The following is a 13,060-nucleotide window of genomic DNA, read 5'->3' on the forward strand; positions in this document are numbered from 1 at the left end:
CCGGTCCGGGCGGACACGGCGTTCGGAGGCGGGGCGGTCGGGGCGCGGGTGATGCCCCGGCCGGGATTCGGGCGTGGGCTGATCGGTCGGACCGGCGTCGGTGCTCGACGTCATGGGGTCGCTCCTGCGGGGTGGGTGGTACATCCTGCTGAGGGCGTGAGGGGCTGACTCACGCCTGCGGTGTCAGCGGGCCGAGGAAGTCGGGGGATCGCCGGGGAACCGGGATCGGGCGCCGCTGAGCTACCGGAGGGAACCGGGCAGACAGCAGGCGCTGCAGACGCGCTTGTAATCGACGTGGCGACGTGCCACCAGTCGTACTCCCGAAGCGCGCATGCGGCCTATTGTGCCACGTCAGCGAGGGCCTTCCGACCCCCATGGCAGCATTTTCCGCGATATGGCGGGAAATCCCCTGGACGCCCGACCTCATTTGTGACGGCAGTCATAGTTCGCGGCCGCGGCGCGGCGCGTGATACGTCCGGTTCGTTCGCTGTGACGCCACGCACGCCGCTTGACCTCGAGTCAGGTCGAGGTAGCAGGCTGTGCGCCATGAGTACCACAGCTGTCGACACCGCCGCCGAGATCGAAGCCATTCGCGCGGTGGTCGCCGCCGTCGAACACGCCCAGCACAACGAGCTCGTCGACGAGTTCGTCGCCCTGTTCCGCGAAGACGCCATCTGGACCACTGGGCACGGCAAGCGGCTCTTCGGCCGCGCCGCCATCGCCGAGTTCACCGCCGAGGTGCTGCCTGGCGCCACCGCGCACGGCAAGGCGAGCTACGAGGTCGAGCACGTCCTGTTCATCCGGCCCGACGTCGCCGCTGTCAAGGTGCGCCAGCGCTACTTCACCAACGATGGCGCCCTGGACAGCGAAGGCAGCCCGATGTACGTGATGTCCAAGGAAGACGGTCGCTGGCTGCTCACCGCCAACCAGAACACCCCGGTCGTGACGGACTGAGCCGGTCGCGCCGGACCGCGATGTGATCGGCGCGGTCTGGCCGTCGATCCGCCAGAGCGGCTCGGGCGACCTGCGCCGACAGGGCGCGAACGGTCGCAGCCGGACAAGCTGTCCTCGCGCCACCGGCTCGCCGGAGGTGCCGATCCCGTGGCGAGGTGTTGTCCCGCGGCCGACCGGTGTCCCGGATGCCGGGGCCGACGCTACGACGTTCACACTGGATGAGTGAGTTCTTCCGCCACCGCGCCCCGCAGCGCCACCGCCTCCGCGCCCTTGCTGCGCGATTTCGGAGGGGGACCGTTCGGGGTGTACGTGCACGTGCCGTTCTGCGCCACACGGTGCGGATACTGCGACTTCAACACCTACACGGCGGGGGAGCTCGGCACGTCCGCGTCGCCGCAGTCGTGGTTGGAGGCGTTGCGCGCAGAGCTGGCGACCGCGGCGCGGGAATTCGCGGCATTGCCGAGCGCCACACCCGAGGTGTCCACCGTGTTCGTCGGCGGAGGCACGCCCTCGCTGCTGGGCGGCGACGGGCTGGCCGCGGTATTGGACGCCGTCCGCGGCGAGTTCACCCTCGCCGCGGACGCCGAGGTCACCACGGAGTCCAATCCCGAGTCCACGTCACCGGAATTCTTCGAGCGCATCCGCGCGGCCGGGTTCACCCGGGTGTCGCTGGGCATGCAGTCCGCCGCGGCGCACGTGCTGAAGGTGCTCGACCGCACGCACACCCCGGGTCGTGCGGTGGCCGCCGCGCGGGAGGCGCGCGCCGCCGGATTCGAGCACGTCAATCTCGACCTGATCTACGGGACGCCGGGTGAGCGCGACGCCGATCTCGACGCCAGTCTGGACGCGGTGCTCGGCGCGGGTGTCGACCACGTCTCGGCCTACTCGCTCATCGTGGAGGACGGTACCGCGCTGGCCCGGCGGGTGCGTCGCGGCGAACTGCCCGCACCCGACGACGACGTGCTCGCCGCGCGCTACGAACGCATCGACACGAGGCTGCGCGCGGCCGGACTCGAGTGGTACGAGGTGTCGAACTGGGCGGCGAACGCCGACGCGATCTGCCGGCACAACATCGGCTACTGGAATGGCGGCGACTGGCTCGGCGCGGGGCCGGGTGCGCACAGTCATGTCGGGGGAGTGCGCTGGTGGAACGTGAAGCACCCGGCACGGTACGCCGATCGGGTCGGCGACGGCGGCTTGCCCGCGGCGGGCTCGGAAGCACTCACCGACGACGAGCGGTACACCGAGCGGATCATGCTCGCGGTTCGCCTGCGTACCGGCCTGCCCCTAGCCGAGCTGGCCCCTGACGCTACCCCCGCCGTCGACCGCGTGATAGCCGACGGTCTCGCTGTTCGCACGGACGACCGTCTCGTGCTCACCGACCGAGGCCGCCTCCTCGCCGACGGCGTCGTCCGCGACTTGCTCGCCTGAACAGCGTCAGCGTCCGGCACTTCGTCCTACTCCCGCCGTCCGCGACTGATTCCGGGTTCGCCCGATCCGACACGCCGGTGCTGACCGGAACATCGCAGCCATCCCATGGCGAGAGAGGACCTTGTCCAAGGCTATTCGTGACGCTGATCACTGGGCGATCGCCGATTCAGCGGCCGGCCACCTCACGGCGAGCCGATCATCGCGGTGAACCTCGGAACACCCACGGGAGCAGCGGGTTTCGGACGGCCGGGTGGCTGGCGGCAGGCCGACCGGGCGGATGGCCGTCCGCGACGACGTCTTCCTTTTGCGCCGAGGGCAACTGGGCAGCGGGCCACGTCAGGCGTCCGCATTGGGAACTCGCACAAGCGATATGGCGTGGGCTGGTGCTCCATGCGGGCGCGGTCCGACCCCGGGTCGGCGATTCGGGGATTCGGCGAACTCCGCGTCCGGTTTCTACCCGCGGCGGCGATCGGCCACGTAGGCTGCGACCAACCCCAAGGAGACTCATGGCGTCGGCACGACACATCACTCTTATCCATGAACCGGGCGAGTTCGCCGAAGCGCGGGCCGCCGAGAAAGCGGAGAACGCGCGGCAGTGCGCAGTCGCCGCCCGCACCGTAGCCAGCTACTCGGAGGACGCCGCCGATTGCCAGTCGTTACTGGCGATGCTCGGCCTGGACGCCCTCGCGGGCAAGCAGGTCAGAGCCGCGAATCGCGGCTGACTCACTACGGCTCCCGCACCGGCGCGACCCTGCGCCATTCCCGCGGCGAGAGTCCGTAGGCGGCGCGAAAGCGCCGCGCGAAGTGGGACGGATCCCGAAAACCCCAACGTCGAGCGATCATCGCGATCGTCCGATGCCGGTGCTCCGGCTTGGTCAGATCGGCGCGCACCTGTTCCAGCCGCTGACTGATGATCCACTGCTCGAGGCTGTACTCCGCGTTCGCGCAGATCTTGTACAACTGCCGGACCGACATGTTGTGCGCCTTGGCGATCTGTTCCGCGCCCAGGTCGGGGTCGGCCAGGTTGCGCCGCACGTAGGCCGGATCCGCGACAGCAGGATGTCCGACGGGATGACGGCGGCGTTGCTGTCGTCGCTGCCCGCCGACAACAGCAGGCCCCGGATCAATTCGATACTGGCGCAGCCGGACAGGGCGGCCGCCGGGTCGGCGCTGAGCGCGTCGGCGTCGGTGGTCAGCTGCACGATGTGGCTGGCCACCAGCCGATAGTGCGGGCTGTCCTGCACTCGGGGCGCGGCCTGGCTGATCAGATCGGCGGGCAAGCCGAGTTGATCGAGCGGCACGTGCAGGCAGGTGGACGCGCCGTCGCCGTGCCAGCTGAAGTCGTAAGGCGCGTTCAGGTCCATCACGTGGAGTTCGCCGGGCCGCACCACCCGTTGGACGCCGCCCTGCTCGTATCGTCCGTCACCCGCCTGCTGCACGGCCACCGCCAGTACCGGCGCGGGTGACGTGCGCACCTGCTTCGGCGTGCGGATGAGCTGGATTCCCGAGGTGCGGGCACGGAAGACGCTCGCCTCCCCGAACTGCCAGACATCGAATGTGGCGTGCACACGCTCTTCGGGCCCGTCCAGGACGACGTGCGACGGTACCGACGCCTCCTGCATGGCCGCGGACACCGCGTCCACCCGCTCGTGCGGCGCGATGGTGTCCGAATTGAACACGACCGTCATGACAGCCTCCGTCGCAATTGGGACAGACTCGGCAATCCTCGCACGAGCTCGGCCGATCGGGCCGTGCATTGTGAGCCGAGGATCGTGCACGGACAGTCATTTTTCCGGCCGCCGCCCGTCCTACGCTGTCGAACGGTGATCGACAGGGGTCGATTCCCGTTCGCCGCAGGAGGCATGGTGACGCGACCACGTCCGGTGGTATTCATTCATGGGCTGTGGATGCACAGCAGTAGCTGGGCGCCGTGGGTCGAGCTGTTCGACAGCCTGGGATACCGGGCATCGGCGCCGGGATGGCCCGGCGACGGCGACACGCCCGAGGCCACCAGGAAGGATCCCGCGGCGCTGAACAATCGCGGCATCGCCGAGGTCACCGATCACTACGCGGAGTTCATCGCCACGCTGCCGATGCCGCCGGTGGTCATCGGGCACTCCTTCGGCGGACTGATCGCGCAGAAGCTGCTCGGGACCGGCTTCGCCAGCGCATGCGTGGCGATCGCGCCGGCGCAGTTCAAAGGGGTGTTGACGCTGCCGCCGGTGCAGCTGCGCAACGCGCTGCCGGTCCTGGGCCGCCCGTGGCTGCGCACCAAGACGTGGGCGCACACGGCCGAGAGCTACCACCGCGCGTTCGCCAACGGCGTGTCCCGCGCGGAGTCCGACCAGCTGTACGCCGACTATGCGATTCCCGCCCCGGCACGTCCGCTGTTCCAGGCGGGAACCGCCAATCTCGCGCCGCGCAGCGAGGCGGCGGTGGACACCCGCAGCGAACGGGGCCCGCTGCTGATGATCGCCGGTGGCCTCGACCGCACCGTTCCGGAGGCCACCGTGCGCTCGGCCTACCGGATCCAGCGCCGCAATCCCGCGGTGACCGAGCTCGTTGTCTTCGCCGATCGGGGGCATTCCATGCCCGCCGATCACGGCTGGCGCGAGGTCGCCGACACCGCGGTGGCGTTCCTCGCCGAGCACCTCCCGCCGGTATCCGGCGAGTCGTAGTCCGACATCCATTCCAGATCGAAGGGAACATCCATGCCGACGATCACAACCAGCGATGGCGTCGAGATCTCCTACAAGGACTGGGGTTCGGGACGTCCCGTGGTGTTCAGCCACGGCTGGCCGCTGAACGGCGACGCCTGGGACAACCAGATGAATCTGGTGGCGAGCAGAGGCTATCGTGCCATCGCGCACGATCGGCGCGGTCACGGCCGGTCCAGCCAGGTGTGGGACGGGCACGACATGGATCACTACGCCGACGATCTCGCCGCCGTGCTCAACGAGCTGAACCTGACCGACGCCGTCCTGGTCGGGCATTCCACCGGCGGCGGCGAGGTCACCAGGTACCTGTCGCGGCACGGTAGCTCCCGGGTAGCGAAAGCCGTGCTGGTCGGCGCGGTCCCCCCGCTGATGCTGCGGACCGACGCCAACCCCGCGGGACTGCCCATCGATGTCTTCGACGATATTCGCGCGGGCGTCGCCGCCGACCGCTCGCAGTTCTATCAGGACCTCTCCGCACCCTTCTACGGCGCAAATCGCCCGGGATCGACTGTCTCCCAAGGCCTCCGGGATCATTTCTGGCTGATGGGCATGCAGGTCGGCCTCAAGGGCGCGCTGGACTGCGTCAAGGCGTTCTCGGAGACCGATTTCACCGCGGAGCTGCCGAGCATCGAGATCCCGATCCTGGTCGCCCACGGTGACGACGACCAGATCGTCCCGTTCGCGGCCTCGGCGGCCGAGACGGCGAAGCTGCTGCCGCAGGCCGAGCTGAAGGTGTATCCCGGCGCCCCGCACGGCCTGTGCGGAGCATACGAACAGGCATTCAACGCCGACCTGCTCGACTTCTTGAAGAACTGAGCTGCGGAAACCCCCGATTCGGCGACGTCGCCGCGGTGACCGAAGCCGCCGTCCCGCCCTGATCGCCCCCGCCGAGCGGGATTTGACCATCTGTCACGGTCAGGTCCCGCTCGTCTGTATTCGGCTCAGCTGGATGCGCTCGGTCGGCGGCCCGGCGACGGGCAGCCGTCACAGGCCGAGCGATCCGGCGGTCGGCAATTAGACTGGATAAACAGACGAACCGGGAATTCGCCTGTAATGGCTGGTGGGCGCCGGTAGGTACGGCGCGACCGGAGACGAAAGCGAGGAGGTGGGGCCGATGTCGAGCACCGAGGATCGGCGCTTCGAGGTCCTGCGCGCGATCGTCGCGGACTATGTCGCGACCAAGGAGCCGATCGGGTCGAAGACCTTGGTCGAGCGGCATAACCTGGGTGTTTCCAGCGCGACGGTGCGCAACGACATGGCGGTGCTCGAGGCCGAGGGGTACATCACGCAACCGCACACGAGTTCTGGGCGCATCCCCACCGACAAGGGCTATCGGCAGTTCGTGGACCGGATCTCCGAGGTCAAGCCGCTGTCGCCCGCCGAGCGAAGGGCGATCCTGGAGTTCCTGGAATCCGGTGTCGACCTCGACGACGTGCTGCGCCGCGGTGTCCGATTGCTGGCCCAGCTGACCAGGCAGGTCGCGGTCGTGCAGTACCCGACGGTGTCGGCGTCCACGGTCCGGCACATCGAGGTGGTCGCGCTCAATCCGGCACGGCTGCTGCTGGTGGTGATCACCGACACCGGCCGCGTCGACCAGCGCCTGGTTGACCTCGGCGCGGTGATCGACGACGAGGATCTGGCCGCGCTGCGCGGCATGCTCGGCGGCGCGATGGACGGCAAGCGGCTGGCCGCGGCCTCGGCGGCGGTCGCGGAACTGCCCGAGCACGCGCCGGTGCGCCTGCGTGACGTGCTGATCCGGGTGTCCACGGTGCTGGTGGAGACGCTGGTCGAGCATCCGGAGGAACGCCTGGTGCTCGGCGGCACCGCCAACCTCACTCGCAATGCCGCCGACTTCGGCTTCCCCGGCTCGCTGCGCGCGGTGCTGGAGGCGCTGGAGGAGCAGGTGATCGTGCTCAAGCTGCTCGCCGCGGCCCAGCAGCCGGGGCGGGTTACCGTGCGGATCGGCGAGGAGACGCAGGTCGAGCAGATGCGCGGCACGTCGGTGGTGTCGACCGGCTATGGCGCGGCGGGCGCGGTGCTCGGCGGAATGGGCGTCCTCGGACCGACCCGGATGGATTACCCAGGGACGATCGCCTCGGTAGCGGCTGTCGCCCGGTATATCGGCGAGGTACTGGCCGAACGCTGACGTGACACCGGCCACCCACGCCACTGCTACGCTCGACCTTTCGGCCGGATAAAGTTGAGTGCACAAGACTAATGCTGTTGTCGGCGCGCGGTGAACGTGTGCGCGGGCACCGGCGGCACTGTCGAAAACGACCAAGGACTAGAGAACTCAAGTGGCACGGGACTACTACGGACTGCTCGGCGTCGCGAAGAACGCGACCGACCAGGAACTCAAGCGGGCATACCGCAAGCTGGCGCGTGAGCTCCACCCCGACGTCAACCCCGACGAGGCGGCGCAGGCCAAGTTCAAGGAAGTGTCGACCGCCTACGAGGTGCTGTCGGATCCGGAGAAGCGGCGCATCGTCGACATGGGCGGTGACCCGCTGGAATCCGCCGCTGCCGGTGGCGCCGGCTTCAACGGCGCCGGCTTCGGTGGGCTCGGCGACGTGTTCGAGGCGTTCTTCGGCGGCATGAGCGGATCGACCAGCACGCGCAAGCCGCGCGGCCGTGTCCAGCCGGGCGCCGACTCGCTGATCCGCACCCGGCTGAGCCTGGCCGAGTGCGCCGTCGGCGTGACCAAGCACCTGACCGTGGACACCGCGATCCTGTGCGACCTGTGCCAGGGCTCGGGCACGAACGGCAAATCCAAGCCGGTGCGCTGTGAAACCTGTGGCGGCGCGGGCGAAGTCCAGTCCGTGCAGCGTTCCTTCCTCGGCCAGGTGCTGACCTCGCGTCCCTGCCCGACCTGCCGCGGCGCCGGTGAGACCATCCCGGATCCCTGCCAGAAGTGCGGCGGTGACGGCCGGGTGCGGGCGCGCAGGGAGATCGCCGCGCCGATTCCCGCGGGCGTCGCCAACGGCATGCGGGTGCGGCTGGCCGCGCAGGGCGAGGTCGGTCCCGGTGGCGGCCACGCGGGTGACCTGTACGTCGAGATCGTGGAGCAGCCGCACGACGTGTTCGTGCGTGACGGTGACGACCTGCACTGCACCATCCGGGTGCCGATGGTCGACGCGGCGCTGGGCACCACCGTCGTGATCGACACCATCCTGGACGGGCCGACCGAGCTGACCATTCCGGCGGGCACGCAGCCAGGGGAGATCTCCGTGCTGCGCGGGCACGGCATGCCCCGCCTGCGTTCGGGCGCGCGCGGTGATCTGCTCGCGCACCTGGACATCGTGATCCCGGCCAAGCTGGACGGCAAGCAGACCGAGTTGCTGCGCAAGTTCAAGGGGATGCGCGATCGTGAGCGCGCCGAGGTGATGTCGGCGCAGTCGGAGCACAACAGCGGGTTGTTCGCGCGGCTGCGCGCGTCGTTCAGCGGGCGCTAGGTGGCCGCGACCGTCTTCTACCTCGACGAGGTGCCCGAGCCGGGCGCGATCGCGGTGCTCGACGGCCCGGAAGGCAGGCATGCCGCCACCGTGCGCCGCATCCGGGTCGGCGAGCCGATCACGCTCTCCGACGGCCGAGGGGTGCTCGCCGAGTCGGAAGTCGTCGCGGCGCAACGCGAACGGCTCGAGTTGACGGTGCGCAACCGGGTGCTGGCGGCCCGACCGGCGCCGTTGGTGACCGTTGTCCAGGCATTGCCCAAATCCGACCGTTCGGAGCTCGCGGTAGAGCTGATGACCGAAGCGGGCGCGGACGCCGTCATCCCGTGGCAGGCGGCGCGGTGTGTCGCCAACTGGGAAGGGAAGGCGGGCAAGGCGGTCGACAAGTGGCGCGCCGCGGCCCGCTCGGCCGCCCGCCAATCCCGCCGCGCCTACATCCCCGAGGTCGCCGATCTGCATCGCACCAAGGACCTGCTCGAGCTGGTCCGGAAGGCGAAGGCGGACGGCGCGATCGTGGCGGCGCTGCACGAATCCGGCGCCGCCCGCTTCACCGAGCTGCCCTTCGCCGACGCCGCCGAAATCATCCTCGTGGTCGGTCCGGAAGGCGGGCTCGACGATGCGGAGCTCACCGCGTTGTCCGCGGCGGGCGCCGACGTAACCTTGCTCGGCCCAACGGTTCTGCGCACGTCCACTGCCGCCGCGGTCGCCCTCGGCGCCCTGGGCGCTCTGACCCCACGCTGGTGACATCCCTGACGAGCCGCCTGGCCTTCCCCCCGCCTGATCGCGTGTCCGGCCCCGGATGCCATCCCGTTCAGGCGTACCTGCGCTGCTTGCCCGTGTGATCAGCCTCCGCCGAGTGCCTTGTGTGCACGACCGGCATCGCTCGGGCGAAGCGCTCGGCGCGGGCGGTGTCGACTTCTTGCGGCGATCGAAGCCGGGGGTCGGTCGGGCGAACGGCTACGGCGACGCAGCTGTCCGGTGTTCGGTCAGCTCTTGATCGGCGGTGCTCACGAATCGCGATCGGTGTGGCTCGTCTTGGAGCGGAGAGCCGATCGGTGCGCATGAACCAGCAACGAGCACAGCAGCATTGCCGCGATGACCAACAGGAAACCGATGCCGATGGTGAGTCCGAGCCATCCGGCGCGGGCGTAGGCGATGCCCGCCACGCCGCCGATAACCGCGCTGCCGAGGTAATACGCGAACAGGTACAGCGACGACGCCGCACCGCGGTTGCCTTCGGCCAGCGCGCCGACGCACGCGCTGGCGGCGGTGTGCGCGCCGAAGAATCCCGCCGTGTAGAGCAAAACGCCGACGATCACGATGCCGAGATGGTCCGGGATCGTGACCGCGAGCCCGGCCGCCATCACTCCCAGCGACGCCGCTAGTACCCGGTGCCTGCCGACCCGATCAGCCAGTCGCCCGGACACCGCCGACGCCGCCGTTCCGGCCAGGTACAGCACGAACACCATTCCGGCCAGCGCTTCCGGCAGCCCGAACGGGGCGGTGGTGAGCCGGTAGCCGAGGTAGTTGTACATCGAGACGAACCCGCCCATGAGCACGAATGCCAGTCCGAACAGCGCGAGCAGCCCCCGATGGCGCAGCAGACTCGCGAGGTCGCTCAATACCGTGGAGATTCCGGCGGGCCGGGGGACGAATCCGCGGGACGGCGGCAACCACCGCACGAACCACACCGTGCAGCACGCCGCGGCGACCGAAACCGCCGCCTGCGCCCAGCGCCAGGACGCCAGGTCCAGGGTGAACGCCGGAATCAAGCGTCCGGCCAGCCCTCCGATCGTGGTGCCCGCTACATAGATGCCCATCGCGGCGCCCAGCCCTTCGCCGCCGACCTCCTCCGCCAGGTAAGCCATCGCCACCGCGGGCACGCCCGCCAGCGCCATCCCCTGCAGCGCTCGGCCGGTGAGCAGCACCTCCAGTGACGGGCTCAGCGGTAGCAGTAGTCCGATGGCCGCCGCCGCGACGGCGGAGCCGATCATCACCCTGGTCCGTCCGATGCGGGAGGACAACGCGCTCACCGGGATGATCGCCAGCGCCAGGAAACCGGTGGTGAGCGACACCGCGAGCGCCGCACGCGCCGGTGTGGCGCCGAACGCCGCCGAAAGGCTCGGCAGCAGGGCTTGAGCGCTGTACATGGACGCGAAGGTGGTCAGACCCGCGGCGAACAGTGCCGTGGTGATCCTGCGTGCGTGCGCGACATCCGTCGCCGCCGTGCTCTGCGTCGTGGTCATGGCTCCTCCTGCCGTCCAGGATCACCAGTCGCGCTTCGGAGCGGAAATGAATAATGATGAGAAAGTTGATTCAGTATCCGCATATAGAGAGGCCGGACAATGCTGGGCGAGGATCTGGAGTGGTTCACGACACTCGCCGAACTCGAACGAGTCGGCGCGGCGGCGGAGCGGCTGCACATCGCGCAGCCGACCTTGTCGCGCATGCTGGCGCGGTTGGAGCGCAGGGTCGGCGTCGAACTGTTCGACCGGCACGGGAAGCGCATCACGCTCAACGAGTTCGGCCGCATCTATTACGAACACGCGCGCCGCGCCCGGTCCGAGCTGGACGCCGCGAAACAGGCCGTCGCCGATCGCGTGAACCCGGCCAAGGGCGTCGTCCGGCTGTCCTTCCAGCATTCCTTCGGCGCCTCGCTGGTGCCGCAGCTGATCAGCGAGTTCCGGCGGGTCTCCGGCCGGATCACGATCACCCTGTGGCAGGGCGCGGCCGAAACGGTGACCGAGCGGGTGCTCGAGGGCGCGGCGGATCTGGGCATCGTCTCGCCTCGTCCGGCCGTCGCGGGCGTCGGCTGGCGGGCGGTGCTGCGGCAGCCGTTGGTCCTCGCGCTGCCGCCGGAGCATCGTCTCGCCGGACGGCGGCAGGTCCGGCTGGCGGAGGTGGCCGACGCGGAGTTCATCACGATGCACCCTGGGTTCGGGATGCGGCGCATCTTCGACGAGCTGTGCGCCGCGGCGGATATCCGGCCGCGGATCGCGTACGAGTCGAGCGATCTGGTCACCGTGGCCGGGCTGGTCTCGGCCGGATTGGGGCTGGCGATCCTGCCGCGGGAAGACCGGCTGTCGGCGGGGCCGCTGTCCGGCCCGGTGACGGTGCCGCTCGCCGACGCGGGCGCCGCGCGCGCGGTCGGGATGGTATGGCTCGCGGCCGCCACGCCGTCGGACGCGGTGCGGCGCTTTCGTGATTTCACCGAGGATTGGGCCCGGCGGCGAGGCGGAATCCCGTGACCACCGGCCCTGTCAGCAGCTTATTCACTGGGCGGTGTCGGTGGGGCGCGTTAAACTTTTCTCAACACAGCAGTCGAGACCGGAAAGCAGGCTATAGCCACTTTTGAGAGCACAAGGCGAGATGGGCGACCCGATCACCCCAGCGGCAGGCATCGGCGCCGGCGACAACGGTTCGGGTCCCGCAGCGCGCACCGTGCGTTCGAGTATCGAACTCGCTCCCGAATCCGTGTTCCCCTTCCTCGGTTCCGCCGACCAGAACCTGCGTGAACTCGAATCCCTGCTCGACGCGGACATCCACGTCCGAGGCAATTCCGTGACCCTCACCGGCAAGGCGGCCGACGTCGCGCTCGCCGAGCGTGTCATCGAGCAGCTGGTCGCGCTCACCGGCCGCAATCGGGTGGTGACTCCCGAGGCGGTGCGGCACACCGTGTCGATGCTCACCGAGGGCACCAGCGAGTCCCCCGCGGAGGTGCTCAGCCTGGACATCCTGTCCCGGCGCGGCAGGACCATCCGGCCCAAGACGCTCAACCAGAAGCGCTACGTCGACGCGATCGACGCCAACACCATCGTGTTCGGCATCGGTCCCGCCGGTACCGGCAAGACCTATCTGGCGATGGCCAAGGCGGTCCAGGCGCTGCAATCCAAGCTGGTAAACCGGATCATCCTCACCAGGCCCGCGGTCGAGGCGGGGGAGCGGCTCGGCTTCCTGCCCGGCACGCTGAACGAGAAGATCGACCCGTACCTGCGCCCGCTCTACGACGCGCTGCACGACATGATGGATCCGGAGGCCATTCCGAAGCTGATGGCGGCCGGTGTCATCGAGGTCGCGCCGCTGGCGTACATGCGCGGCCGGACGCTCAACGACTCGTTCATCATCCTCGACGAGGCGCAGAACACCACCGCCGAGCAGATGAAGATGTTCCTCACCCGGCTCGGGTTCGGCTCGAAGATCGTGGTCACCGGTGACGTCACCCAGGTCGACCTGCCCACCGGCGCGCGATCGGGTCTGCGCGCGGCCAGCGAGATCCTCACCGAAATCGAGGACATCCACTTCGCCGAGCTCACCAGCAGCGACGTGGTCCGCCACCGGTTGGTTTCGGACATCGTCGACGCCTACGACCGGGCCGAGGCCGAGGCACGTCCGCCGGTCGCGCCGCATTACGGCGGCAACCGGGCGCAGCGGCGCGCCGCCAGCCGGTCGGAGCGCCGATAACGCGTCCGCCGGGCAGGGCTCCGCTCCGCCCACGCGATCGGCGGGATC

General features: G+C 69.4%; 14 protein-coding genes. 10 read left to right on the forward strand and 4 right to left on the reverse strand.

All coding sequences use genetic code 11. The features are described from left to right. Positions 1 to 240: 240 nt before the first annotated feature. The gene (locus tag ON34_RS38475) at positions 241 to 333 is read right to left on the reverse strand and encodes an Ms4527A family Cys-rich leader peptide (protein ID WP_357721293.1); all 93 of its coding nucleotides are present in this window, start codon (positions 331 to 333) and stop codon (positions 241 to 243) included. Between the two features lie 213 nt (positions 334 to 546). On the opposite strand from ON34_RS38475, the gene ON34_RS07270 reads away from it, so the two are divergent. The 3 genes from ON34_RS07270 (at position 547) to ON34_RS07280 (ending at position 3,107) form a co-directional block, all read left to right on the forward strand. Further along, positions 547 to 954: an SgcJ/EcaC family oxidoreductase gene (locus ON34_RS07270; protein ID WP_040775967.1), complete on the forward strand. Its 408-nt coding sequence runs from the start codon at positions 547 to 549 to the stop codon at positions 952 to 954. 270 nt (positions 955 to 1,224) lie between these two features. Continuing rightward, the gene (hemW, locus tag ON34_RS07275; protein WP_051022278.1) at positions 1,225 to 2,385 is read left to right on the forward strand and encodes a radical SAM family heme chaperone HemW; all 1,161 of its coding nucleotides are present in this window, start codon (positions 1,225 to 1,227) and stop codon (positions 2,383 to 2,385) included. A 506-nt stretch (positions 2,386 to 2,891) separates the two neighbouring features. Continuing rightward, positions 2,892 to 3,107, forward strand: a complete 216-nt coding sequence (locus ON34_RS07280; protein ID WP_040775971.1) for a hypothetical protein — start codon at positions 2,892 to 2,894, stop codon at positions 3,105 to 3,107. A 4-nt stretch (positions 3,108 to 3,111) separates the two neighbouring features. Here ON34_RS07280 and ON34_RS38480 read toward each other — a convergent pair whose 3' ends face one another. Together ON34_RS38480 and ON34_RS33385 are read right to left on the reverse strand one after the other, a co-directional pair. Further along, positions 3,112 to 3,360, reverse strand: a complete 249-nt coding sequence (locus tag ON34_RS38480) for a helix-turn-helix transcriptional regulator (RefSeq protein ID WP_083889196.1) — start codon at positions 3,358 to 3,360, stop codon at positions 3,112 to 3,114. Beyond that, positions 3,261 to 4,073, reverse strand: a complete 813-nt coding sequence (locus ON34_RS33385; protein WP_218003855.1) for a cupin domain-containing protein — start codon at positions 4,071 to 4,073, stop codon at positions 3,261 to 3,263. Before ON34_RS33385 ends, ON34_RS38480 begins: the two co-directional genes overlap by 100 nt. Positions 4,074 to 4,247: 174 nt before the next feature. Here ON34_RS33385 and ON34_RS07295 point away from each other — a divergent pair, with 174 nt between their 5' ends. From ON34_RS07295 to ON34_RS07315, 5 genes are all read left to right on the forward strand, one after another. Further along, on the forward strand, positions 4,248 to 5,063 hold the full coding sequence (locus tag ON34_RS07295; protein WP_040775974.1) for an alpha/beta hydrolase: 816 nt from the start codon (positions 4,248 to 4,250) through the stop codon (positions 5,061 to 5,063). 33 nt (positions 5,064 to 5,096) lie between these two features. Then, complete coding sequence (locus ON34_RS07300) at positions 5,097 to 5,918, forward strand: alpha/beta fold hydrolase (RefSeq protein ID WP_040775976.1); 822 nt, start codon at positions 5,097 to 5,099, stop codon at positions 5,916 to 5,918. A 298-nt stretch (positions 5,919 to 6,216) separates the two neighbouring features. Further along, a complete protein-coding gene (hrcA, locus tag ON34_RS07305) occupies positions 6,217 to 7,248 on the forward strand; it encodes a heat-inducible transcriptional repressor HrcA (protein ID WP_040776471.1) in 1,032 nt (343 codons plus the stop codon). A gap of 151 nt (positions 7,249 to 7,399) precedes the next feature. Further along, on the forward strand, positions 7,400 to 8,554 hold the full coding sequence (dnaJ, locus tag ON34_RS07310) for a molecular chaperone DnaJ (RefSeq protein ID WP_040775978.1): 1,155 nt from the start codon (positions 7,400 to 7,402) through the stop codon (positions 8,552 to 8,554). Continuing rightward, positions 8,555 to 9,295, forward strand: coding sequence for a 16S rRNA (uracil(1498)-N(3))-methyltransferase (locus ON34_RS07315; RefSeq protein ID WP_040775980.1), 741 nt, complete (start codon positions 8,555 to 8,557; stop codon positions 9,293 to 9,295). A 263-nt stretch (positions 9,296 to 9,558) separates the two neighbouring features. On the opposite strand, the gene ON34_RS07320 is transcribed toward ON34_RS07315, so the two are convergent. Beyond that, a complete protein-coding gene (locus ON34_RS07320; RefSeq protein ID WP_040775981.1) occupies positions 9,559 to 10,797 on the reverse strand; it encodes an MFS transporter in 1,239 nt (412 codons plus the stop codon). A 99-nt stretch (positions 10,798 to 10,896) separates the two neighbouring features. Between ON34_RS07320 and ON34_RS07325 the strand changes: the two genes are divergently transcribed. Both ON34_RS07325 and ON34_RS07330 read left to right on the forward strand, forming a co-directional pair. Then, positions 10,897 to 11,799 carry a LysR family transcriptional regulator gene (locus ON34_RS07325; RefSeq protein ID WP_040775982.1) on the forward strand — a complete coding sequence of 301 codons (903 nt, stop codon included), beginning with the start codon at positions 10,897 to 10,899 and terminating at the stop codon, positions 11,797 to 11,799. A gap of 121 nt (positions 11,800 to 11,920) precedes the next feature. Continuing rightward, positions 11,921 to 13,012 carry a PhoH family protein gene (locus ON34_RS07330; protein ID WP_051022235.1) on the forward strand — a complete coding sequence of 364 codons (1,092 nt, stop codon included), beginning with the start codon at positions 11,921 to 11,923 and terminating at the stop codon, positions 13,010 to 13,012. The last annotated feature ends 48 nt before the right edge of the window (positions 13,013 to 13,060 follow it).

The organism is Nocardia pneumoniae NBRC 100136 (genome assembly GCF_000308755.1).
Taxonomy (GTDB): domain Bacteria; phylum Actinomycetota; class Actinomycetes; order Mycobacteriales; family Mycobacteriaceae; genus Nocardia; species Nocardia pneumoniae.

Excerpts from the sequence above, each read along its gene's own strand:
- ON34_RS38475 (WP_357721293.1), bottom strand. The coding sequence starts at position 333 with ATGCGCGCTTCGGGAGTACGACTGGTGGCACGTCGCCACGTCGATTAC.
- ON34_RS07270 (WP_040775967.1), top strand. The coding sequence starts at position 547 with ATGAGTACCACAGCTGTCGACACCGCCGCCGAGATCGAAGCCATTCGC.
- ON34_RS07280 (WP_040775971.1), top strand. The coding sequence starts at position 2,892 with ATGGCGTCGGCACGACACATCACTCTTATCCATGAACCGGGCGAGTTC.
- ON34_RS38480 (WP_083889196.1), bottom strand. The coding sequence starts at position 3,360 with ATGTCGGTCCGGCAGTTGTACAAGATCTGCGCGAACGCGGAGTACAGC.
- ON34_RS33385 (WP_218003855.1), bottom strand. The coding sequence starts at position 4,073 with ATGACGGTCGTGTTCAATTCGGACACCATCGCGCCGCACGAGCGGGTG.
- ON34_RS07295 (WP_040775974.1), top strand. The coding sequence starts at position 4,248 with ATGGTGACGCGACCACGTCCGGTGGTATTCATTCATGGGCTGTGGATG.
- ON34_RS07300 (WP_040775976.1), top strand. The coding sequence starts at position 5,097 with ATGCCGACGATCACAACCAGCGATGGCGTCGAGATCTCCTACAAGGAC.
- hrcA (WP_040776471.1), top strand. The coding sequence starts at position 6,217 with ATGTCGAGCACCGAGGATCGGCGCTTCGAGGTCCTGCGCGCGATCGTC.
- ON34_RS07320 (WP_040775981.1), bottom strand. The coding sequence starts at position 10,797 with ATGACCACGACGCAGAGCACGGCGGCGACGGATGTCGCGCACGCACGC.
- ON34_RS07325 (WP_040775982.1), top strand. The coding sequence starts at position 10,897 with ATGCTGGGCGAGGATCTGGAGTGGTTCACGACACTCGCCGAACTCGAA.
- ON34_RS07330 (WP_051022235.1), top strand. The coding sequence starts at position 11,921 with ATGGGCGACCCGATCACCCCAGCGGCAGGCATCGGCGCCGGCGACAAC.